The sequence below is a fragment of the uncultured Kriegella sp. genome, from assembly GCF_963975415.1.
Classification (GTDB): domain Bacteria; phylum Bacteroidota; class Bacteroidia; order Flavobacteriales; family Flavobacteriaceae; genus Kriegella.
Genome location: NZ_CAXBGN010000004.1, coordinates 335,971 through 357,145 on the forward strand (window position 1 = coordinate 335,971; position 21,175 = coordinate 357,145).

21 protein-coding genes are annotated in these 21,175 nt (G+C 39.2%); 16 read left to right on the forward strand and 5 right to left on the reverse strand.

Annotated elements, in window-relative coordinates; all coding sequences use genetic code 11:
* Nucleotides 1-12: 12 nt before the first annotated feature.
* Nucleotides 13-663 carry a hypothetical protein gene (locus AACZ88_RS11105; protein WP_339709952.1) on the forward strand — a complete coding sequence of 217 codons (651 nt, stop codon included), beginning with the start codon at nucleotides 13-15 and terminating at the stop codon, nucleotides 661-663.
* Nucleotides 664-718: 55 nt separating this feature from the next.
* Here the strand turns inward: AACZ88_RS11105 and glyA are convergent, their stop codons facing one another.
* A complete protein-coding gene (gene glyA / locus AACZ88_RS11110; RefSeq protein ID WP_339709954.1) occupies nucleotides 719-1,993 on the reverse strand; it encodes a serine hydroxymethyltransferase in 1,275 nt (424 codons plus the stop codon).
* A gap of 112 nt (nucleotides 1,994-2,105) precedes the next feature.
* Between glyA and fahA the strand changes: the two genes are divergently transcribed.
* Together fahA and AACZ88_RS11120 are read left to right on the forward strand one after the other, a co-directional pair.
* Nucleotides 2,106-3,401 carry a fumarylacetoacetase gene (fahA, locus tag AACZ88_RS11115; RefSeq protein ID WP_339709956.1) on the forward strand — a complete coding sequence of 432 codons (1,296 nt, stop codon included), beginning with the start codon at nucleotides 2,106-2,108 and terminating at the stop codon, nucleotides 3,399-3,401.
* Between the two features lie 238 nt (nucleotides 3,402-3,639).
* Nucleotides 3,640-4,827 carry a hypothetical protein gene (locus AACZ88_RS11120; RefSeq protein WP_339709958.1) on the forward strand — a complete coding sequence of 396 codons (1,188 nt, stop codon included), beginning with the start codon at nucleotides 3,640-3,642 and terminating at the stop codon, nucleotides 4,825-4,827.
* Nucleotides 4,828-4,831: 4 nt separating this feature from the next.
* Here the strand turns inward: AACZ88_RS11120 and ytxJ are convergent, their stop codons facing one another.
* Nucleotides 4,832-5,227 carry a bacillithiol system redox-active protein YtxJ gene (gene ytxJ, locus AACZ88_RS11125; protein WP_339709960.1) on the reverse strand — a complete coding sequence of 132 codons (396 nt, stop codon included), beginning with the start codon at nucleotides 5,225-5,227 and terminating at the stop codon, nucleotides 4,832-4,834.
* 168 nt (nucleotides 5,228-5,395) lie between these two features.
* Between ytxJ and clpB the strand changes: the two genes are divergently transcribed.
* Together clpB and AACZ88_RS11135 are read left to right on the forward strand one after the other, a co-directional pair.
* Nucleotides 5,396-7,996: an ATP-dependent chaperone ClpB gene (gene clpB / locus AACZ88_RS11130; protein ID WP_339709962.1), complete on the forward strand. Its 2,601-nt coding sequence runs from the start codon at nucleotides 5,396-5,398 to the stop codon at nucleotides 7,994-7,996.
* A 133-nt stretch (nucleotides 7,997-8,129) separates the two neighbouring features.
* Nucleotides 8,130-8,726, forward strand: a complete 597-nt coding sequence (locus tag AACZ88_RS11135; protein ID WP_339709964.1) for a TetR/AcrR family transcriptional regulator — start codon at nucleotides 8,130-8,132, stop codon at nucleotides 8,724-8,726.
* Between the two features lie 74 nt (nucleotides 8,727-8,800).
* Here AACZ88_RS11135 and AACZ88_RS11140 read toward each other — a convergent pair whose 3' ends face one another.
* The gene (locus tag AACZ88_RS11140; RefSeq protein WP_339709967.1) at nucleotides 8,801-10,594 is read right to left on the reverse strand and encodes a PorP/SprF family type IX secretion system membrane protein; all 1,794 of its coding nucleotides are present in this window, start codon (nucleotides 10,592-10,594) and stop codon (nucleotides 8,801-8,803) included.
* 246 nt (nucleotides 10,595-10,840) lie between these two features.
* Here AACZ88_RS11140 and AACZ88_RS11145 point away from each other — a divergent pair, with 246 nt between their 5' ends.
* Entirely contained in the window at nucleotides 10,841-11,386 is a 546-nt protein-coding gene (locus AACZ88_RS11145) for a histidine phosphatase family protein (protein WP_339709970.1), read from the forward strand.
* Here AACZ88_RS11145 and AACZ88_RS11150 read toward each other — a convergent pair.
* A complete protein-coding gene (locus AACZ88_RS11150) occupies nucleotides 11,364-12,125 on the reverse strand; it encodes a DUF6503 family protein (RefSeq protein WP_339709973.1) in 762 nt (253 codons plus the stop codon). The two genes, AACZ88_RS11145 and AACZ88_RS11150, sit on opposite strands and share 23 nt — an antisense overlap.
* A gap of 103 nt (nucleotides 12,126-12,228) precedes the next feature.
* Between AACZ88_RS11150 and smpB the strand changes: the two genes are divergently transcribed.
* The 3 genes from smpB (at nucleotide 12,229) to AACZ88_RS11165 (ending at nucleotide 13,858) form a co-directional block, all read left to right on the forward strand.
* The gene (gene smpB, locus AACZ88_RS11155) at nucleotides 12,229-12,693 is read left to right on the forward strand and encodes an SsrA-binding protein SmpB (protein ID WP_339709975.1); all 465 of its coding nucleotides are present in this window, start codon (nucleotides 12,229-12,231) and stop codon (nucleotides 12,691-12,693) included.
* A gap of 263 nt (nucleotides 12,694-12,956) precedes the next feature.
* Nucleotides 12,957-13,397: an antitoxin Xre-like helix-turn-helix domain-containing protein gene (locus AACZ88_RS11160; RefSeq protein WP_339709978.1), complete on the forward strand. Its 441-nt coding sequence runs from the start codon at nucleotides 12,957-12,959 to the stop codon at nucleotides 13,395-13,397.
* Nucleotides 13,394-13,858 carry an RES family NAD+ phosphorylase gene (locus AACZ88_RS11165; RefSeq protein ID WP_339709981.1) on the forward strand — a complete coding sequence of 155 codons (465 nt, stop codon included), beginning with the start codon at nucleotides 13,394-13,396 and terminating at the stop codon, nucleotides 13,856-13,858. Before AACZ88_RS11160 ends, AACZ88_RS11165 begins: the two co-directional genes overlap by 4 nt.
* A 119-nt stretch (nucleotides 13,859-13,977) precedes the next feature.
* Here the strand turns inward: AACZ88_RS11165 and AACZ88_RS11170 are convergent, their stop codons facing one another.
* Nucleotides 13,978-14,619: a protein-L-isoaspartate(D-aspartate) O-methyltransferase gene (locus AACZ88_RS11170; protein ID WP_339709983.1), complete on the reverse strand. Its 642-nt coding sequence runs from the start codon at nucleotides 14,617-14,619 to the stop codon at nucleotides 13,978-13,980.
* A gap of 141 nt (nucleotides 14,620-14,760) precedes the next feature.
* Between AACZ88_RS11170 and AACZ88_RS11175 the strand changes: the two genes are divergently transcribed.
* The 7 genes from AACZ88_RS11175 to AACZ88_RS11205 all read left to right on the forward strand — a co-directional run bounded on the left by AACZ88_RS11175 (nucleotide 14,761) and on the right by AACZ88_RS11205 (nucleotide 21,113).
* Nucleotides 14,761-15,720 carry a Gfo/Idh/MocA family oxidoreductase gene (locus AACZ88_RS11175; protein WP_339709985.1) on the forward strand — a complete coding sequence of 320 codons (960 nt, stop codon included), beginning with the start codon at nucleotides 14,761-14,763 and terminating at the stop codon, nucleotides 15,718-15,720.
* Between the two features lie 147 nt (nucleotides 15,721-15,867).
* Entirely contained in the window at nucleotides 15,868-16,758 is an 891-nt protein-coding gene (locus tag AACZ88_RS11180; protein ID WP_339710039.1) for a 3-hydroxybutyryl-CoA dehydrogenase, read from the forward strand.
* Between the two features lie 54 nt (nucleotides 16,759-16,812).
* Nucleotides 16,813-17,472: a YggS family pyridoxal phosphate-dependent enzyme gene (locus AACZ88_RS11185; protein ID WP_339710042.1), complete on the forward strand. Its 660-nt coding sequence runs from the start codon at nucleotides 16,813-16,815 to the stop codon at nucleotides 17,470-17,472.
* Between the two features lie 41 nt (nucleotides 17,473-17,513).
* The gene (locus AACZ88_RS11190; protein ID WP_339710045.1) at nucleotides 17,514-18,857 is read left to right on the forward strand and encodes an exonuclease domain-containing protein; all 1,344 of its coding nucleotides are present in this window, start codon (nucleotides 17,514-17,516) and stop codon (nucleotides 18,855-18,857) included.
* 3 nt (nucleotides 18,858-18,860) lie between these two features.
* Complete coding sequence (locus tag AACZ88_RS11195) at nucleotides 18,861-19,697, forward strand: ion transporter (RefSeq protein WP_339710047.1); 837 nt, start codon at nucleotides 18,861-18,863, stop codon at nucleotides 19,695-19,697.
* Nucleotides 19,697-20,620, forward strand: a complete 924-nt coding sequence (gene miaA, locus AACZ88_RS11200; protein ID WP_339710049.1) for a tRNA (adenosine(37)-N6)-dimethylallyltransferase MiaA — start codon at nucleotides 19,697-19,699, stop codon at nucleotides 20,618-20,620. The genes AACZ88_RS11195 and miaA overlap by 1 nt, the downstream gene beginning before the upstream one ends.
* On the forward strand, nucleotides 20,613-21,113 hold the full coding sequence (locus AACZ88_RS11205) for a gluconokinase (protein WP_339710051.1): 501 nt from the start codon (nucleotides 20,613-20,615) through the stop codon (nucleotides 21,111-21,113). The genes miaA and AACZ88_RS11205 overlap by 8 nt, the downstream gene beginning before the upstream one ends.
* The last annotated feature ends 62 nt before the right edge of the window (nucleotides 21,114-21,175 follow it).

Sequence of the window (21,175 nt, forward strand, 5' to 3'; positions counted from 1 at the left end):
ATCATTTTCGGCATGCCAATATACTTAAATAACCTAAAAAACAATCTTTTATTTGAATTCAACGAGAATTTTCAAATTAATGGATTGGACAATTTCAGAAAAAATCTAGAGAAAAACTATTTCTCCAAAATTACCTTTCGTCAATATTCATCCCATAGCGAATCGGTGAATTTAGTTATCGAGATGGACTGCAATCTTAGTCTAGTAGAATTACTATATCATTTCAACAAAGGAAATTGGGGTAATTTTAAGTCTAGCAAGTCCACTTTGGTCAATGAGGTCAAAATCCTTTGTGAACTAAATGACTTCACCGTAGACATTGAAGAGTTTTCCATTAACCTGAAAGACACTTCCATCATAATCAAAAAGAACTACAACCAAAGCATACCTGAACAATTTGAAAGTATTTTTGCCGGAATCGGTAGTCATTATGTACATTTCACCAGAGGACTGACCGAAATACCTTATGAAATTTATATATCAGTTTTCGAAGAAACCACCGGAAAATATAGCTCTTTAGAATCTCAGTGTGATGAGGCCAAGTATGAGAATGGTTTTTTGAAATTTTGGGGTATGTACTATGACTCTGAAGAAGATGCGGTAATTTATGACTTAGAAAATCTCTGTATCATAAGTGGTGAACTTCACCTATTGAACCTCTAAACGTGCATACGTAAAAAATTCAATAGGCAAATTTCCTCACAAAAGTTCAACGATTTTAGGCGTTGAATAGCGCTCTTCCATGCATCAATGCATTTACTTTCTTTCGAACGGCAGCTATTCTATCACTATTTTCTGGATGTCTGAGTACTTCATCGATAAATTCCACGACAGTAGACATATCACCCTCTTCCAATCCTCTTGTTGTTATGGCAGCGGTTCCAAACCGAATACCTGAAGTAACGAAAGGTGATTTGTCATCAAAGGGAACCATATTCTTGTTGGCCGTAATATCAGCCCCCACCAATGCCTTTTCGGCATCTTTTCCAGAAATATCTTTATTCCGCAGGTCAATCAACATCATGTGATTATCGGTTCCCCCAGAAATTATATTGTACCCCTTAGCCACAAAGGCAGCGGCCATTGCCGACGCATTTTTCTTTACCCGCAACATATAGGCAAGGTAATCATCTGACAAGGCCTCTTTAAAAGCGATTGCTTTTGCAGCTATAATATGCTCGAGTGGTCCGCCCTGATTACCAGGAAATACCGCCAAATCCAATAATGCCGACATCTTTCTCAATTTTCCATTTTTCAGGCGAATACCGAAAGGATTCTCAAAATCTTCCCCCATCAATATGAGACCTCCCCTTGGGCCACGTAATGTTTTGTGGGTCGTTGTAGTAACAACATGACAGTGCGGAATGGGATCGCTCAAGATACCTTTGGCTATCAGTCCTGCCGGATGCGAAATATCGGCCAAAAGAAGCGCGTCCACACTATCCGCAATTTCCCTAAATCGTTTAAAATCTATATCCCTGGAATATGCCGAAGCGCCTGCGATAATCATCTTGGGCTTTTCCTTTTCTGCAATTTCCTGTATTTTATCATAATCAAGAACACCTGTTTCTTTATCCACCCCATAAAAAACAGGGTTATACAGTCGTCCTGAAAAATTGACCGGCGACCCGTGTGTCAAATGCCCCCCGTGTGACAAATCAAAGCCCAAAATAGTATCACCTGGCCGAAGACAAGCGTGATACACCGAAGCGTTGGCTTGGGAGCCCGAATGTGGCTGAACATTGGCATAGGCAGCACCAAAAAGCTCTTTGGCCCTATCAATGGCTAACTGTTCTACCTTATCGACTACTTCACATCCTCCGTAGTAACGTTTCCCGGGATACCCCTCTGCATATTTGTTGGTCAGAACCGAACCTGCAGCCTCCATTACCTGGGGGCTAGTAAAATTCTCAGATGCAATAAGCTCTATTCCATTGATTTGGCGTTCTTTTTCAGCCTCTATAAGTTCAAAAATTTCGTTGTCGCGCTGCATATTTTTGTATTCTGTTAAATGAAGACGTAAAAGTACAAATTGCCCATCGTAAATTGGAAGAAAAGAATATATTTGATTAAGAATTTATCAAACATAAGTTAACAATTTTGATATGGCCCTACACCCTAATGACCCTTCTAAAAAAACATGGCTTTCTATACCTGAAAAATCTGATTTTCCAATTCAGAACATCCCATACGGGGTCTTTTTGACACGAGATGACATCATTACCATAGGTACCCGAATTGGGGATTACGCCATCGATCTTGGAGCATTACATCAACTGGGGTACTTTAAAGACATTCCATTGACCGATGATATCTTTCTGCAAGATACTTTGAACGATTTTATATCGGATGGAAAAAAAACGTGGCTTTTGGTACGAAACCGCATTAGCGCCATTTTTGATATTAACAATTTTGAACTGCAAAACAACGAGGACCATAAAAAAATCGTGTTATTTGCGATGGAAGAGATAGAGATGCAGCTGCCAGTCCAAATCGGAGATTACACAGATTTCTATTCAAGCCGTGAACATGCTACCAACGTAGGCTCCATATTTCGCGACCCCGAAAATGCACTTTTGCCGAATTGGCTGCATCTACCTGTCGGCTATCACGGTAGAAGCTCATCGATAGTCACTAGTGGCACGCCCATTCGTAGGCCTATGGGGCAAACCCTACCGAAAGGGGCAGAAAAGCCAGTATTCGGCCCTTCAAATTTGGTCGATTTTGAATTGGAAATGGCGTTCATCACAACTGATGCCAATGCGCTGGGCGAACCTATTCTTGTAGATGAAGCAGAAGATTACATTTTTGGCATGGTACTCTTCAACGATTGGAGTGCCCGAGATATTCAAAAGTGGGAATATGTGCCACTCGGACCATTTTTATCAAAGAATTTCGCATCCTCCATGTCACCTTGGATAATTACTATGGCCGCCCTAGAGCCCTTTCGTATAGAAAGTCCGAAACAAGACCCCGCCCCCCTGCCTTATCTGCAACAACAGAACAACAACCATAGTTTTGATATTCACCTAGAAGTTGATATTACCCCGGAACTCAGCGAACCGACCACGGTCAGCAAATCTAATTTCAAGTATATGTATTGGACTATGGCGCAACAGCTGGCACACCATACAATAAATGGCTGTAAAGTGAACAGTGGAGATTTAATGGGAAGCGGCACCATATCAGGGCCGACACCTGATTCTTATGGCTCAATGCTGGAGCTCTCTTGGCAGGGGAAGAAACCAGTTGAACTAAAGAACGGCGAGCAGCGCAAATTTATAGAAGATAATGATACCGTAACACTCAGAGGGTATTGCGAAAAGAATGGCCTGAGAATCGGATTCGGAGAAGTTACATCTAAACTACTACCCGTTTTTCAGCACAAAACAAAAAAATAGCATTTTATAAACACCCCTTTATCCCATACTAGTTATATGCGCACTAGATTAAATTGATTAGATAATCTTTAGCTATTCTATCCCTGTAAAATCAATGCCTCTTAAAAGCTATAAAAAGAGGTATCTGACCGATACTATACGATAGTTCATCCTTTTTCGTTATCAATAGAACCATTTTGGCACAACGCTTGAAATTGGTTCCCAAACTTACTCAGGTAACAAAAAAAAACCTATCGTTATGAAGAATTTCATATTAATATGTACGGTCATACTATTAATGATTGGCTGCAATGGCGTAAAAAAAACACAGGAGGCCATCAATACAGGAGATTATAACAATGCCATCGGTAGCTCACTGCAAAACCTAAGAGAGAATAAGACTAAAAAAGCGAATCAACCCTATATTGTATTATTAGAAGAGGCTTTTAAAAAAAATCAGGAAAGGGAATTACAACATATCGCATTTCTAAGGCAGGATGGCAATCCGGCAAATTATGAAGCTATTTTCAGCTCATATAATGCTTTAAAACAAATTCAACAACAAATTCGCCCCCTCTTGCCACTATATCTAAATGAAGAGAATAGATATGCACAATTCAATTTCAAAAATTACGATGATAATATTATTTCGGTAAAACAAGAACTTTCAGATTACTTATATACCAATGCCACAATGTTGCTTACCAACGCCACACATAAGCAAGATTACAGAAAAGCTTATGAAGACTTCAAATATTTAGAAAAAATCAACCCTGGATATTCCAACAGCAAAGAAAAAATGCAAGAAGCCTATAGCAGGGGACTGGATTATGTAAAAGTTGTTATGGCCAATCATACGGATAAGGTAATACCTGTCAAACTGGAAGAAGAACTACTGAACTTCAACACCTATGGCCTCAATGACTTATGGACGGAATACCACAATAATCCGTTACCTGACGTAAACTACGATTATGCCATGGAGGTTTCGCTAAAAGCGATTGAAATATCACCTGAGCAGATCAGGGAGAAACAGATAATTAAAGAGAAACAGGTTAAAGATGGCTATGAATATGCTCTTGACAATGATGGAAAAGTAGTCAAAGATAGCCTAGGGAATAAAATAAAAATAGATAAATTCAAGACAGTCAAATGTAATTTCTATCAGTTCACCCAATATAAAACCGCTCAAGTCTCTGGGGTCGTCAATTTTACTGAATTGAACAAGCAGCAGCTCGTGAATTCATACCCATTAGCTAGTGAATTTAAATTTGAGCACATATATGCCCGGCACGATGGCGACAAAAGAGCCCTGGAGAACAACTTGCTATCTCAATTGGGGTTAGCAGCTATCCCCTTTCCAACAAATGAACAAATGGTTTATGACGCTGGAGAAAATCTAAAATCCAATCTCAAATTGATAATGACCCAACAGCGCTTTAACTAGCTAATTATAAATATTTCCCCAAATCTATATCCGTTATGGCACCATGCGAATCATGGGCTACGACTGTCCCATCTTTAATAACCAATAATTGTGGAGATTGATGCATGACCTGAAATTTATACCCCACCTCATTAGACACCTCTCGGTTCCTATGTAAGTCTAAAAAATACATATCCATTTCATTTGCGGAAAAATGGTAATTCTGCTTGAACATATTTAAAACCATACGACTAATACCACAGGTGGTAGAATGTTTAAAGATTGCCTGTGGCTTTGTATGCGACTTTTTCTCGATTTCATTTAATTGTTCCAGAGAGACCAAAGGTATCCAAGGTATTGCTTCCCCCTCTTTTTTAGGTTCCAAATTCTTCTTACCAAACAAACTATCAAATACTCCCATTTTTGTAACTTTAAACTAATAAGTCGAAGGTTTCGCACACTGCTTACACAGTGTCAAAATGTCATTTTTTATTTCAAAAAAAATGACATTTTGACACACAATTACTCTTGGTAAGGTTGTTGTCCTTGTGCTATCAAAAGTAAACAATAACACTTAAAAACAAGATATATGAACTTTAATAATTTTACTACAAAGGCCCAGGAAGCTCTGCAGCAAGCCCAGCAACTTGCCCAGGAAATGGGCCATCAACAGATCGAAAACGAACACACTTTCAAGTCTATATGGGAAGTTGACGAAAATGTAACTCCTTTTATTCTGAAAAAATTAAACGTTAACCTTCCCCTGCTCAAGCAAATTTTATCCAAAGAACTTGAAAGTTTCCCAAAAGTTTCAGGTGGCGAAATCATGCTTTCACGAGAAGCTGGAAAGACCTTGAACGAAGCCAACATCATCGCAAAAAAGATGGAAGATGAATATGTTTCTATCGAGCATTTGTTATTGGCTATTTTCAAGTCTAAAAGCAAAATATCCCAGATTTTGAAAGATCAGGGAGTAACAGAGAAGCATTTGAAATCGGCTATCGAAGAACTAAGAAAGGGAGGGAAGGTGACTTCCCAGAGTGCCGAAGAAACTTATAACTCATTGGATAAATATGCCCGAAATCTCAACAAACTGGCCGATAGCGGAAAATTGGATCCCGTAATCGGAAGAGACGAGGAAATTCGGCGCATTCTTCAAATACTCTCCAGAAGAACCAAGAACAACCCGATGCTCGTCGGTGAACCGGGTACGGGTAAAACAGCTATCGCAGAAGGCTTGGCGCACCGTATTATTCAAGGTGACATTCCTGAAAACCTAAAGGATAAAGTTATTTACTCTTTAGATATGGGTGCCCTGATTGCCGGAGCCAAATACAAAGGGGAATTTGAAGAAAGATTAAAGGCCGTAATTAAAGAGGTTACCGCTTCAGATGGCGACATTGTACTTTTTATTGACGAAATACACACCCTGGTAGGTGCTGGCGGTGGTCAAGGAGCCATGGATGCCGCAAATATTTTAAAACCTGCACTGGCACGAGGTGAATTACGGGCAATAGGCGCTACGACTTTAGATGAATATCAAAAATATTTTGAAAAAGATAAAGCTTTGGAGCGTCGTTTTCAAAAGGTAGTCGTAAACGAACCCGATACTGAAAGTGCCATCTCGATTCTTAGAGGAATCAAGGAAAAATATGAGGCACATCACAAGGTACGCATCAAAGATGAGGCCGTTATCGCGGCCGTAGAGCTTTCACAGCGTTACATCACCAACCGGTTCTTACCTGACAAGGCCATCGATTTAATGGACGAAGCAGCTGCTAAACTCCGAATGGAAATCAATTCAAAACCTGAAGAATTAGACGTACTGGATCGCAAAATCATGCAATTGGAGATTGAAATTGAAGCAATCAAGAGAGAAGACGATCAAGCGAAATTAAAATCCCTCAATGCCGATTTGGCCAATTTCAAAGAAGAACGGAATGAACTTTTTGCTAAATGGGAAAGTGAAAAAACCGTGGTCGACAATATTCAGAAAACAAAACAGGATATTGAAAACTTTAAATTGGATGCAGAACGGGCCGAACGCAATGGAGATTACGGGCAAGTAGCAGAAATCCGCTATGGAAAGATAAAAGAGGCTCAAGAAAAACTGGAAGATCTTCAGATAGAATTGCACGAGCAACAAAATGCGGGAACGCTTATCAAGGAAGAAGTCACAAATGAGGACATCGCAGAAGTCGTAGCCAAATGGACAGGGATACCGGTCACCAAGATGCTACAGAGTGAAAAGGAAAAATTACTGCAACTTGAAAAAGTACTGCACAAAAGAGTCGTAGGTCAAGAAGAGGCTATTCAAGCCGTCTCTGATGCGATTCGAAGAAGCCGGGCTGGACTACAAGACACTAAACGCCCAATAGGTTCCTTCTTATTTCTAGGTACAACAGGGGTCGGTAAAACCGAACTGGCAAAAACACTTGCGGCCTATCTTTTTGATGATGAAAATGCGATGACCAGAATAGATATGAGCGAATATCAAGAAAGGCATTCCGTAAGTAGATTGGTCGGTGCACCTCCAGGATATGTGGGTTACGACGAAGGCGGACAATTGACCGAAGCGGTTAGGCGAAGGCCTTATTCCGTTGTACTTTTAGATGAGATTGAAAAAGCGCATCCAGATGCTTTCAATATTTTACTTCAAGTATTGGATGAAGGGCGACTTACAGATAACAAAGGTCGGGTTGCCGATTTCAAGAATACCATTATAATAATGACCAGTAATATGGGCAGTCATATTATTCAAGAAAAATTTGAGGATAACGATGACATTTATAGCGCAACAGAATCAGCTCGGGTTGAAGTTCTCGGTCTACTAAGAAAAACCATTCGACCCGAATTCTTGAACCGCATCGATGATATTATAATGTTTACTCCATTAAACATCGAGGATATAACTCAAATTGTAAAATTACAATTGGAACATTTGAAAAAAGTTGTGGCAAAACAGCATATTACAATTGATGCGACCGAGGAAGCCATATCATATTTAGCCAAAAAAGGCTATGACCCCACGTATGGTGCCCGACCCATTAAGAGAGTGATTCAAAAAGAAGTCTTGAACAGTTTATCGAAAGAACTCTTAGGTGGTAAATTAAAGACCGACAGTATTGTGCTAATTGATTCGTTCGATGACAGGTTAGTCTTTAGAAACGAAAATGAACTGGTCGAATAAACGCCCTACATCATTTTCATTGAAAATAAACCTTTAGATTTTTTGGGCATCCATAATTTGGATGCCCATTTTTTATCAAGAATATATACCATGCAGTATATAGATTTTTTATATTCGTATAAAATTGATTCTTATGACCACCAAAGCCGAAAGAACCACCGCTTATATTATTGAAACTGTTGCGCCCATTTTTAACAAACTTGGCTATATAGGCACAAGCATGAGTGACCTTACAGAGGCCACAGGGTTGACGAAAGGTGCACTATACGGCAACTTCGAAAACAAAGAGGCTTTGGCACTTTCAGCCTTTGAATACAACAGTAAACGTTTGCTCAAGGTTATTGATGACCAGCTTGACACAGCAGGAACTTCTATGGACAAGCTGCTTGCCCTCACCAAATTTTATCGAAACTATGATGTTTTTACGTTGGAAATGGGCGGCTGTCCTATTTTAAATGTTGGTGTCGATGCCCAAAACAACAATAGGTTGTTGGCGGCTGCGGCTAAGGAAACCTTAAAAAATATCGAAGGAAAAATAGCATTGGTGCTTGAAAATGGAGTCAAAAGCAATGAACTCAATCTTCCGGTAACCCCATTACAGTTCGCCAAACAATTTTACACCATGCTTCAAGGTGCCATTGCGGTAGCTACCATAACCAAAGACCGAAAATATTTAGTGAACACGGTAGCCTATCTGGAAGTACTTATGAAACGTGAACTTAAAAAATAGAATTTCCGATTTTTCGATACTGCATTCAAAATAAACAGGTCTTACTTGACTCTACGCAGATAAGTGCTGAACCACTACTCCTCTTTCACTCTAAATATCCAAGTTTTTTCTTGATATCGTCCATTAAATTTGCTGTCCCGTGCTTTTCTGGCCTCACTCATAGTTTGGTAACGTTCAAGGTAGACATAATGGAATTTGTTTTTACTTCGAAGGAAAGATTTTGGCTGCAACCCTTTTCTTTCCAAATCGGCCATAAAGGCCTCAAAGTATTTTTTCGTTCCAAAAACGTTTGTAATTAGGTAATACCCGGGTAAGAGTCCATCTTCGGTCTTGACTTCTTCATACTTCTCCCCTGCCTTGGGCCTATCTACTTCATTTTGTGCTTTGGCAACTTCTGTTTGTTTTCGTCTAGCCTCCTCGATAGCCTCACGTGCTGCGCTATCAATAGAATCCTGTTTTATCTGAGCAGCTCTTTGTGCCTCGGCCAAGGCTTCCTTTTCTTGTTCCCTAGCAATCGAATCTAGTCGTTGCTGTTCAAGTTGGGCTACTTTGATGGCTTCAGCTTTTTCTGCCTCGGCAGCCAATCTTTTCTGCTCTGCTTCCCGCTCAGAAGCCTCTTTTTCAGCCAAGGCCAAAGCCTCTTTCTTTGCAGTTTCCCGAGCTACCTCTTCGGCTTTTTCGGCCGCTATTTTTGCCTGTTTTTTTGCTTCTTTTTGCTCGACGGCCAAAGCCTCAGTATCTTTCTTGACAAGGGCCAAAGAATCTTTTCGCATTTTCTTTTCCAAGGCTGCAAGCTCTTTAGCTTCCTTCTTCCGCAGTTTCTCTTCAGCTCGCTCGACATCTTTCTTTTCATTGGCTAAATTCTGCGCTTTTTTTAGCTCTTCCTTTATTTTTTCATTCTCATCCGTTTCCTCTAAAGGATTCTCCTCAATCTCCTCCACCCCGAATTTTTTCCTACGTTCTTCCGGTTTCCCAAAAAAGTAACCCATTACAATTTCAAAAGAAGGATCTTGGTCACGCATCGTCGAGCTTGTTCCAAACTCCACTAAAACACCCAGCGAAGCGCGTTTGAAAAATGTACTTCCCGCACCGAATGAAACCCCATAAAAATTGTTATATCCAACCTGCGTCCAATATTTACTTGTACTGAAAAGCGTACCCATTCCAATTTGATTGCTCATACCAGGTATGGTTCTCAAATAGATTCGAGGCCTGAGAAAAGCTGTTGAATCTTTTTTCATACCAATTGGAAAGTCGTAAGAAGCCATTCCTAAAAATATTTTGTCGGAAAGGGAAGTATTTTGCCCCTTATCCTTAAAATTATAATCGAACAAGTTTTCCGAAGCCAAACTAAAGGAGAAATTCCCACCGGATAAGCGAACACCGGGAGCCAATTGAAGAATAAAATCATTGGAAGGCGCAAGGTCAGGAAACGGTAGTTGAGGATCGGCCTGAAAACGCTCATCGGCCAATTCTTGTTTAAAACCAAAAACATTTGCACCTACCGCTAATTTTAGCGTCGGGCTTAAATTGAAAGTGCGCGCATAATTTACAACACCCCCTGTATTAAAGAAAAGCCCTGTATTATGCTGAAAAAAAGCTGCTCCGACCGAGGAAACATCGTTCAGTTTTGTAGAATAATTCAGAAAGAGTGTTGTAGGATCAACATCTACACTTTGCCATTGCCAACGCATCCACAAAGCAATTGATTGCGGATAATTGTAGTCTAACGAGAAAGTAGGGTTGAACAAACTTGAGTTGTACTCCACTAGATTGTGCTGTCGTAAATCAACAGGCAAAGAGACCTCTTGGCCCCGGATGACAACCGCCATCGAAAAAATGAAAAAAAAAATCCAGAATTTAGACATATACAAAAGAACAAAAAACCGACAATCTTACATACTATTTTTCTGTAATTTTAGTTAATAATTTAACATGATTTTTTCAACCCATAAAACCATTCCTACATTAGCCAAAATATTTCAAACGAGAATTAATGTTTTTTTAGCCCTTATGGAACAAAATCCGGCCTGATGGACAAATTGAAAATGGTTTATCCATACACCGCCAATAATGTGGTTGCTTGACCTAGGGAAACTATCTAACCCATACCAATGAAATCAATAAAACATATAGTATTTATATTTCTGGCCCTAGCCATTATAGGGTGCAAGGAGGACAAGCCTTTGGAGGAAGCCTATGTAGAACCTGCTATTTCTACCTTTTATTTTATTCGGCATGCCGAAAAAGACAAAACCGATCCTGAAAATCAGGACCCTGAGTTAAATCAAAAAGGTTTAGGAAGGGCTATGCACTGGGCAGAAATCTTAAAAGACGTCAATATAAATGCCGTTTACACCACCGATTACAAAAGGACCACAATGACAGCGGCACCTTTGTCGGTGAAAAACGACCTCTCTTTACAATATTACAATTTAGAAGATGTGAATATTGAACAATTCAAAATTGATAATTTGGATAAGAATGTATTGGTTGTAGGACATAGCAATACAATACCAGAGTTTGTGAACATACTGATCGAGAACAATAAATATTCCCAAATGGATGATGACGATAATGGCAGTTTATATATTGTTCAAATAATCAACGGCACCGTAACCGATATGCGATTGGAATTCAATTGTAATTGCCCGGAATAATTTCAATATTTTTTAATTCAATCTTAGATAACAATTCTAATCGATTGGCAACAAACAGGCTATCAATTTTGTTGATTGCAATGGATCTATCTACGGTTTTGTAATTTTTGTAATCCACAAAACGAATTCCGTTTACCAAACGTTCGTTATACGCTTCCCTAAAACGCATACCTCCTCCATCTGTAAGAAACTCATAGGCAAGGTAGTCGGGCTTAAAGGTTTGCTTATTAAACCAATAGAGGTAAACATCTTCATAATCGACACCCCCATTCTCTTGCTCAAACGTCACTTTGACCTTATAATAATCCTTTTCCTTTATTCGTACTTCTTCCAATAATTCTTTATTTACCGCGGGATCATTTAGACCAAAAGGCAAATACGCAAAGTAATGTACCGAATTTATAGAATTGGAATATTTTGTCGCCATCGAATCTACAACGCTAACCAAACTATCATTTATAAAGCGCTTGAAGTTTTGATTTTGGACAATATCGGTAACAATGGCGGAATCATTAACGGTCAATCTTTTTTGGATCCTTTCGCCTTGTTTGCCTTCTAAAATATAGGTTTTATTCCTAAAACCGAATGCGATTTCACTTGTCTTGTACAAATCGCCCCCGCAAACCGTAATACTGCTATCTACTATTTGTTGCGCCGACAATTTACCGGGTTCCTTTTTTTTATCGTCTTCACAAGATATAACACTTAAGAACATTAGAATAGTAATCACTCTATACATATGACGTTTTTTAAATGAGACGTAAAAATACGGCTATCTTAACAGAATTATTATTTTTCTAGAGAATTGCATATAGAATTATTGTTCCTATTTTTGTTCCCATATGCAGCAGCAAAAAGTCAATATTAAAAACAAGAAAGCCCGCTTCGAGTACGAACTACTTGATAAATACACGGCCGGTATTGTATTATCAGGAACTGAAATAAAATCCATTCGCCAGAGTAAAGCTTCGATTTCTGAAAGCTTCTGTGAATTCAACGATAATGGAGAGCTTTTTATCATCAATATGCAAATTGATGAGTATTCGCATGCATCGCATTATAATCACAAACCAAAGGCGGAAAGAAAACTTCTATTGAACAAACGGGAGTTAAAAAAATTACAAAAAGAGGTAAACACTTCGGGGTTGACCATTATTCCGCTGAATCTTTTTCTTAACGACCGTGGCCTTGCCAAACTAAATGTTGCCTTGGCTAAAGGAAAAAAGTTATACGACAAACGTGAAACAATCAAAGATCGCGACAATAAGCGAGATTTAGCCCGAATTAAGAAAAACTTCAACAACTAAGCGACTGTACTGAAACGTGTCGACCTTCCATACTCATTTTACGCACCATTTGATTTAACCCGAACGTTGGGGAAATCGTAGCTACGGTTACGCTAAAGAATTTCATCCCGTATTGCTGAAAGTAACGATTTACAGCCCTTCACTTCAGGGGCCTATTTCATATTATAAAACAACCTCTAATATGTCAACACAACTTTAACCTTTATTTGTCGTTGTTTTTTAGACAAATGTCGTATATTTATTTCTGAACAAACACTGTAGCGATGTCATTGGCTAAAAAGATATTTCAAAAAGATGGAACGGACCTATCCTTCAAATGGAATGACGACCAAAGGTCTTACACCCTAATTAAATTGGTACGGGAAGGAATACCCTATAAAGAGTTCTCCAATATATCTGCACGTTCTCCGTTCACAACCAAAGATTGGTCGAAGTTTCTTAATGTTTCCACAAGAACTATGGAACGGCACAAAGAAGAAAACAAAACGTTTCGTCAAGAGCAAAGCGAGCGAATCCTATCCATATTTCAATTACTGAACTATGGAGTATCTGTTTTTGGAGACCATGAAAATTTCTTTGATTGGCTTGCATCAGAAAGTATTGCCCTAGGGGGCGTCAAGCCAAAAGAACTACTTGATACCAGTATCGGGGTAAATATGGTAAAGGACGAACTTGGCAGGTTAGAGCACGGAATATTAGCATGATTGTCTTTAGACTCTCCAAGGAAAAATATAAAAATGACCTTTCGGGCATCGGTGCCGAAAAATATGGAGGCAGATGGAACAACAAGGGCACTCGAGTTGTATACACGGCAGAATCACGAGCCTTGGCTAATTTGGAGGTAGCCGTTCATGTAGCACTCTACGGGCTTCCAAAAAACTACTATCTGACATCGATAGAAATACCTGAAAAATTGATTATTGAATACAATCAAAAAAGGCTAAAAAATCAAAATTGGAGAAGCAATCCTCCTTTAGACTTTACCCAAACAGAAGGTGATAACTTCATAAATGACCAAAAGGGCCTTATTTTAAAAGTGCCTTCGGCAATTGTACAAGGTGACCACAACTACCTTATAAATCCTTTACACCACGATTTCGGAAAAGTAAAAATAGTAGAAACCAACCCCTTTAATTTTGACAGAAGATTATTCGGACCAATTTAAATTCAGTTGAATTATTAGACCTACAAGCCCATTCACACCACTCAAGCCATCATACCGGAAAGTTGAAGACACCAAAAATAGGAATGCTTAACCATTACGCAACCGTATCTCCAATACCCCTAATTCTTGTCTGCTAATAAAGGAACAAACCGAAAGGAACCGAACTCCTTTTTCTCAAATTCCTTTTCCGAATTTCGAATAAACAAGGTCATGATCTGCTCATCTACACCGACAGGTATCACTAATCTCCCTCCTATACTTAATTGAGACAATAGTGCCTTTGGCACTTCAGGAGCACCGGCAGTAACAATAATACCATCAAACGGAGCTTGTTCGGGCAACCCCTTATAACCATCACCGAATATGGCCTTCTTAGGTCGGTATCCCATTTTATCAAAGAAAATTTTGGTCTTCTTAAAGAGTTGTAATTGCCGCTCGATAGTATATACCTTCACATTTAATTTTAGCAATACGGCTGTTTGATAACCACTTCCCGTACCAATTTCTAAAATTTTATAGCCAGGCTTTACTTCGAGTAATTCCGTTTGAAAAGCAACGGTATACGGTTGTGAAATGGTCTGCTCGGCACCAATAGGAAATGCCTTATCTTGATAAGCGTGCCCCTCAAAACTACTATCGATAAACAAATGTCGAGGTATGCTACGAATGGCATCGAGTACTTTTTTATTGGTAATACCCTTTTTAACAAGCACATCTGCCAATTTATTGCGCATTCCCCGATGCTTTAAAGTATCTTTCAATGGTTTGGTTTTAGTCTACAAAGGTATAAAAGTAAAGAAGTAATGGTCAATGCTATTTTCAAAAAATAGTAAGAACTATTAACTGAACAACAATTGATAAATTCCGATTTAATCTCCTTATTTTTGATAAAAATCAAAATTATGCTCAAAGTCGGTGTTCTCGGAGCGGGACATTTAGGAAAAATCCATCTGAGGTTACTAAACGAATCTAAAAAATATGATTTAATCGGTTTTTATGACCCCGATGCCATTAATGGCAAAAAAGTTTCCCAGGAATTTGGTTATCGCTATTTTGAAAATATCAATAGTTTGATAGATGCCGTAGATGTCGTCGATATTGTAACCCCTACCCTTTCCCATTTCGAATGCGCTAAAAAATCCATTGAAAAAGGGAAACACATCTTCATCGAAAAGCCAATTACAAATACATTGGAAGAAGCCGAGGCATTGTTGATTCTCGAAGAAAAGTATAATATAAAAGGGCAAGTAGGACATGTTGAACGATTCAATCCTGCCTTTTCGGCCGTCAAGAACAATATTCAAAACCCCATGTTCATTGAGACACACCGATTGGCAGAATTCAATCCCCGTGGCACCGATGTGCCCGTTGTACTCGATCTAATGATCCATGATATTGATGCCATTCTTAGTGTCGTAGATTCAGAGGTGGCGCACATCAAGGCAAGTGGTGTTTCGGTCATCAGCAACTCTCCTGACATTGCCAATGCGCGTATCGAATTTAAAAATGGGTGTGTGGCCAATCTAACGGCAAGTAGAATTTCGTTAAAGAACATGCGCAAATCCCGTTTCTTTCAGAAAGACGCTTATATTTCAGTAGATTTTCTAGAGAAAAAGGTCGAAGTGGTAAAAATGAAAGACGCACCCGAAAAGGCCGGCGATTTCGATATGATTTTACAGAATGCCGAAGGGGTAAAGAAGCAGATCTACTTCGAAAATCCCCGTATTGCCACCAACAATGCCATATTGGATGAATTAGAAACTTTTGCCGAGGCCATTACAAAAAATACCCAGCCTGTTGTTACCCTAAAGCAAGGTACCAGGGCGCTAAAGGTTGCATTACAAATTATAGCCTCTTTTTAAAATGACGGATTGCTAAATAGCAGTATTTTTTGAAGAAACCAATGGTCAATGGTCGAATTTCCAATTCTCGGAGCCGTTTAAAACGGCTAATGATTTGACAGAAAACAAAAATACTATCCTAAAAGGTAATTGAAACAACCCTAAATTATGAATAGAATAGCAGTTATAGGTGCCGGTACTATGGGTAATGGAATAGCCCATGTTTTCGCACAAAAGGGCTACAACGTTAATTTAGTTGATATCTCACAAGAAGCCATAGACCGAGGGATTGTGACAATCTCCAACAATCTTGATCGCATGGTAGCCAAAGAAAAAATTTCCGAAAGCGACAAGACCAACACTTTAAACGGTATTTCTACCTATACCGAATTGGCAGAAGGTATCAAGAATGCAAATCTTATAATCGAAGCGGCAACGGAGAACATTGATTTAAAGCTAAAAATTTTCAAGGAACTTGATATGCATTGCGATGATGAAGCAATCTTGGCTACCAATACATCATCAATTTCCATTACCCGAATCGCCTCATCGACTCGGCGACCCGAAAAGGTTATTGGCATGCATTTCATGAACCCGGTACCAATTATGCCCTTGGTTGAAATTATTCGTGGGTACAGCACTTCGGAAGAGACCACTGATCAAATAATAAAGGTTGCGAAAAAATTAGATAAAGCACCTACTGTTGTCAATGACTATCCGGGTTTCGTTGCCAACCGTATTTTAATGCCGATGATCAACGAGGCCATTGAAACTTTGCACCACGGTGTGGCCGGGGTAACAGAAATCGACACGGTGATGAAACTAGGTATGGCGCACCCCATGGGTCCTTTGCAACTAGCCGATTTCATTGGTCTTGACACATGTCTATCAATACTCAATGTTTTGTATGAAGGGTTTAAACATTCGAAATATGCCCCCTGCCCTCTTCTTATTAACATGGTCACCGCTGGAAAATTGGGTGTAAAATCAGGAGAAGGGTTTTATGACTATTCCCTTTCCCAAAAAGCCGAAAAAATAGCCGATCAGTTTGCAGTTTAGTAATTATTGAAAGAAAAGATCAGAGGAAACAATAAATCGAAAATTAAATACTAGATGTCAATTAAAACAAATCTAATTCAGATTAATAAGAATCTCGATGAACGTGTGACCCTAGTTGCCGTTTCCAAAACAAAGCCCAACGATATGATTCAAGAAGCCTATGACAATGGCCAACGGATTTTTGGGGAAAACAAGGTTCAAGAAATGGTTGCCAAGTGGGAAAAATTACCCAAAGACATACAATGGCATATGATTGGTCATCTTCAGCGAAACAAGGTGAAGTACATGGCCGAGTTTGTTTCTTTGATTCATGGTGTCGACAGCTTTCGATTGCTAAAAGAAATTGACAAACAAGCAAAAAAACATGAGCGCGCCATAGCTTGCCTATTACAAATACACATAGCGGAGGAAGACACCAAATTCGGGTTTGATGAAAAAGAGTTAAACGACCTGTTACTAAACCCAGAATTACATGAATTAAAAAACATTAAAATTAAGGGCCTGATGGGTATGGCTACTTTTACAAATGACAAACACCAAGTAAGGCGAGAGTTTAAAACCCTAAAAGCCTTGTTCGAAAAAACGAAGAGCTCACTGCCCGACATATCTATATTATCTATGGGCATGAGTGGTGACTTTCAAATAGCTATTGAAGAAGGTAGCACGATGGTACGCATCGGAAGTAGTATCTTTGGGGAACGAAACTCACATTAAACCTGATAGGGAACATGTGTTAAATTTGAATTTAGAACTGCATGTACGCAATCTTAGATATAGAAACAACCGGAGGCAAATATAATGAGGAAGGCATCACCGAAATTGCAATCCATAAATTCGATGGTCACGAGGTAATAGATAAATTTATAAGCCTGGTGAATCCTGAAAAAGAAATACAGCCCTTCGTTGTCAACCTTACCGGCATCAACAATAAAATGTTGCGTACGGCGCCCAAGTTTCATGAAATAGCAAAACGTATCGTTGAAGTTACACAAGATGCCATACTAGTGGCTCATAACGCCCAATTCGACTATCGTATTTTGCGTACCGAATTTCGCAGATTGGGGTACAATTTTGAGCGTAAAACACTATGCACGGTCGATCTCTCCAAGAAATTAATTCCTGAAGCCGAGTCCCATAGTTTGGGCAAACTGGTTCGATCTCTGGGCATACCGGTTACCGACAGACACCGAGCCAATGGCGATGCCCTTGCCACTTTAAAACTCTTTAAACTATTGCTTGCCAAAGATACCGACAAGGCCATCATCAAAGATATTGTTCGCATAGAGGCACATGGTGAGCTCTCACCTCGGCAGCTCGATATTGTTCAACAAATGCCCTCGGAAACAGGCGTTTTTTATGTGCACAACAAAGACGGTGATATTATTTACTTGGCAAAAAGTAGTGATATTAAAAAGCGGGTAAACCAACATTTCACCAAAAACGGTCAAAAAGCCAGAAAGCTTCAGAAAGAAACCAAGAAGATTACCTTTGAAAAAACGGGCAGTGAATTGGTCGCCCTATTAAAGGAAAATGAGGAGCTTTCCCGAAACAGACCAAAATATGGACGACCAAGATCTCAAAAACTATTCTCGCATGCCGTTTATTTCAATGTCAACGAATCGGGCTATCAAGCGTTGACTATTGAAAGGTCCAATTGTAAATCTCAATATAGAATTACCACTTTTAACGGTTTAGAGAGTGCAAATAATTTTATAAAAAAAGTGACCGAAGAATTTCAACTTTGTCCAAAACTAAATGGAATTTTGGATCTTGAAACTGACTGCCCAAAAGGTGCTAGCAAAGAAACAGCAGCAAAATATAATGAGCGGGTAAAACAAGTATTCGACAAATACGCCCTGAATAAAAAAAATATCGTTATTGTCGATAAAGGTCGCGAAGTAGGCGAATACAGCGCTATTCTTATTAAAAACGGTGTCTTTCAGGGATTGGGGTATTACAACTTGAATCATCAAATCAATAATATTCATATCTTAGAATCAATTATTACACCAATGACGCCCAGTGCGAATGCCAAACACATCATCGAATCGTATCTGAGAAAACGTAGGGTTTTAAAAATATTGGAACTAGATATCTAAAATTTGAAAACGCATAAACCAAATAAAGGGTGGCGAAATACCCTACATGAAATCATATACGGTACCCATACACCGGCAGGCAAACTGTTTGATGTTGTTTTACTGGTTCTCATTGTTTTTAGTGTGGTAATTGTCATGCTCGAGAGCATACCCCGTCTTGACGCAAAATATCATACCTTTTTCAATGTAACCGAATGGATCGTCACTATCCTTTTTTCGATTGAATATATACTCCGAATTATTTGTATAAATAAGCCCAAAAAATACATTTTTAGTTTCTTCGGATTAATTGACCTTCTATCTACCATACCTAAATACCTGTCTTTTTTCGTAGTTGGATCCCAATATATCACGGCATTTCGGGCACTTCGATTACTGCGGGTATTTAGAATTCTGAAACTGGTCCGGTTTGTCGGCGAATCGAATAATTTGGTAAGGTCATTAAAGGCCAGCCGAACAAAAATTTTCGTTTTCGTTTTTTTCGTCCTCATCATTTCTGTTTTGCTCGGCACCATAATGTATTTGGTCGAGGGACCGGGACATGGTTTTGCCAGTATTCCACATAGCGTATACTGGACCATTGTTACGCTCACCACTGTCGGTTATGGCGACATTTCGCCCGAAACCGCTTTGGGTCAATTTATAGCAACACTGATTATGATAATCGGTTACGGTGTTATAGCTGTGCCCACAGGCATTGTTTCAGCTGAATACGCTTCCAAGCTTGATAAAGACAAAACGCAGGGTGAAGGCCTTTCATGTTCAGACTGTGGTGCTGATATTATACGCTCAGATGCGCAATATTGTCGAAAATGTGGGCATAAATTAAGTGATGATTGATGGCCGAAAAGCTCTTGATTTGCATTGTAGGTCCTACAGCGATAGGAAAAACGAATATGGCTATTAATTTAGCCAACTTTTATGGCACTGAAATCATATCGGCCGATTCGCGTCAATTTTATAAAGAAATTAGTATTGGAACGGCAGTCCCCTCCGAAAAGGAATTACAAGCTGCCAAGCATCATTTTATTCAGCATAAAAGTATCTTCGACACCTATTCGGTGGGTGATTTTGAGCGAGATGCCATAGGGTTGCTAAAAGAACTTTTTGAAAAACAGAAAGTGGTTATTATGGTTGGCGGCAGTGGACTTTATGTGGATGCCGTTACAAAGGGTTTGGATAAATTCCCTTCTATTCCTTCGAATGTGCGCCATAAGCTCATCAAACAGCTGGAAAACGAAGGCATTGAAAAACTACAAAAAATGTTGATAGACCTAGATCCCTCTTATAGTTCGCGAGTAGATTTAGAGAATCCGCATCGTGTCATAAGGGCTTTGGAGGTCTGTTTGGGTTCTGGCAAACCCTATTCTTCCTTTTTAAATCAACAAAAGCCCCCCAGACCTTTTAAAAGCATAACTTTAGGGCTTTTCGCAGACAGAGCAGTGATTTATGACCGTATTGAAAAAAGGGTCGATATTATGATGGAACAAGGACTTTTACAGGAAGCCCGGGAAGTGTACCCGCACAGAAACCAGAACGCTTTACAAACGATAGGTTACAGGGAACTCTTCAATTATTTCGATGAAACATGGAATTTGGATTTTGCCATATCGGAAATCAAAAAAAATACAAGACGTTTCGCCAAAAGACAACTCACTTGGTTCAGAAAAGATGATCAAATGTTACGGCTCGATAACCAAACCGCCACTGAAAAAGTAGTTATGGCAATCAATACCAAATTAAAAGAACAACCTCGTGGCTAAAGCAAAGATTTATTATGTTATGGGAGTTTCCGGTTCAGGAAAAACTACTATTGGCGAATCACTGGCGAAAGAACTGGCGATTCCCTTCTATGATGGTGACGATTTTCATCCAAAGGAAAACGTAAAAAAAATGGCGGCGGGCCATCCTTTAAACGACGAAGACCGCAAAAGTTGGTTGCTCAGATTGAATTCCCTATCTCGAGAAAATAGTAAAAACGGAGTGGTAATCGTTTGCTCGGCACTCAAGCAATCATACCGTAAGATTTTAAAAAAAGGCGTAGAAGACAAAACCGTATTCCTTTTCTTATCAGGATCTTTTAAAACAATTCTAGATAGAATGCAAAAAAGAAAAGGACATTTCATGCCGCCTGACCTGCTCAAATCACAATTCGAAACCTTAGAAATACCAAAGGATGCCCTTTCGGTTTCCATCGACCAAACGCCTGAGGAAATATTGGCGGAAATATTGCGAAAATTAAAAAAACTGCCGTAAAAACGCCAAAAAAAAAAAGCATCCATTTATATGGATGCCTTTATAAATATTTTTTAGATTGG

What these genes read in the sequence shown, in the direction of transcription:
- AACZ88_RS11105 (WP_339709952.1), top strand. Translation starts at nt 13, where the DNA reads ATGCCAATATACTTAAATAACCTAAAAAACAATCTTTTATTTGAATTC.
- glyA (WP_339709954.1), bottom strand. Translation starts at nt 1,993, where the DNA reads ATGCAGCGCGACAACGAAATTTTTGAACTTATAGAGGCTGAAAAAGAA.
- fahA (WP_339709956.1), top strand. Translation starts at nt 2,106, where the DNA reads ATGGCCCTACACCCTAATGACCCTTCTAAAAAAACATGGCTTTCTATA.
- AACZ88_RS11120 (WP_339709958.1), top strand. Translation starts at nt 3,640, where the DNA reads ATGAAGAATTTCATATTAATATGTACGGTCATACTATTAATGATTGGC.
- ytxJ (WP_339709960.1), bottom strand. Translation starts at nt 5,227, where the DNA reads ATGGGAGTATTTGATAGTTTGTTTGGTAAGAAGAATTTGGAACCTAAA.
- clpB (WP_339709962.1), top strand. Translation starts at nt 5,396, where the DNA reads ATGAACTTTAATAATTTTACTACAAAGGCCCAGGAAGCTCTGCAGCAA.
- AACZ88_RS11135 (WP_339709964.1), top strand. Translation starts at nt 8,130, where the DNA reads ATGACCACCAAAGCCGAAAGAACCACCGCTTATATTATTGAAACTGTT.
- AACZ88_RS11140 (WP_339709967.1), bottom strand. Translation starts at nt 10,594, where the DNA reads ATGTCTAAATTCTGGATTTTTTTTTTCATTTTTTCGATGGCGGTTGTC.
- AACZ88_RS11145 (WP_339709970.1), top strand. Translation starts at nt 10,841, where the DNA reads ATGAAATCAATAAAACATATAGTATTTATATTTCTGGCCCTAGCCATT.
- AACZ88_RS11150 (WP_339709973.1), bottom strand. Translation starts at nt 12,125, where the DNA reads ATGTATAGAGTGATTACTATTCTAATGTTCTTAAGTGTTATATCTTGT.
- smpB (WP_339709975.1), top strand. Translation starts at nt 12,229, where the DNA reads ATGCAGCAGCAAAAAGTCAATATTAAAAACAAGAAAGCCCGCTTCGAG.
- AACZ88_RS11160 (WP_339709978.1), top strand. Translation starts at nt 12,957, where the DNA reads ATGTCATTGGCTAAAAAGATATTTCAAAAAGATGGAACGGACCTATCC.
- AACZ88_RS11165 (WP_339709981.1), top strand. Translation starts at nt 13,394, where the DNA reads ATGATTGTCTTTAGACTCTCCAAGGAAAAATATAAAAATGACCTTTCG.
- AACZ88_RS11175 (WP_339709985.1), top strand. Translation starts at nt 14,761, where the DNA reads ATGCTCAAAGTCGGTGTTCTCGGAGCGGGACATTTAGGAAAAATCCAT.
- AACZ88_RS11180 (WP_339710039.1), top strand. Translation starts at nt 15,868, where the DNA reads ATGAATAGAATAGCAGTTATAGGTGCCGGTACTATGGGTAATGGAATA.
- AACZ88_RS11185 (WP_339710042.1), top strand. Translation starts at nt 16,813, where the DNA reads ATGTCAATTAAAACAAATCTAATTCAGATTAATAAGAATCTCGATGAA.
- AACZ88_RS11190 (WP_339710045.1), top strand. Translation starts at nt 17,514, where the DNA reads ATGTACGCAATCTTAGATATAGAAACAACCGGAGGCAAATATAATGAG.
- miaA (WP_339710049.1), top strand. Translation starts at nt 19,697, where the DNA reads ATGGCCGAAAAGCTCTTGATTTGCATTGTAGGTCCTACAGCGATAGGA.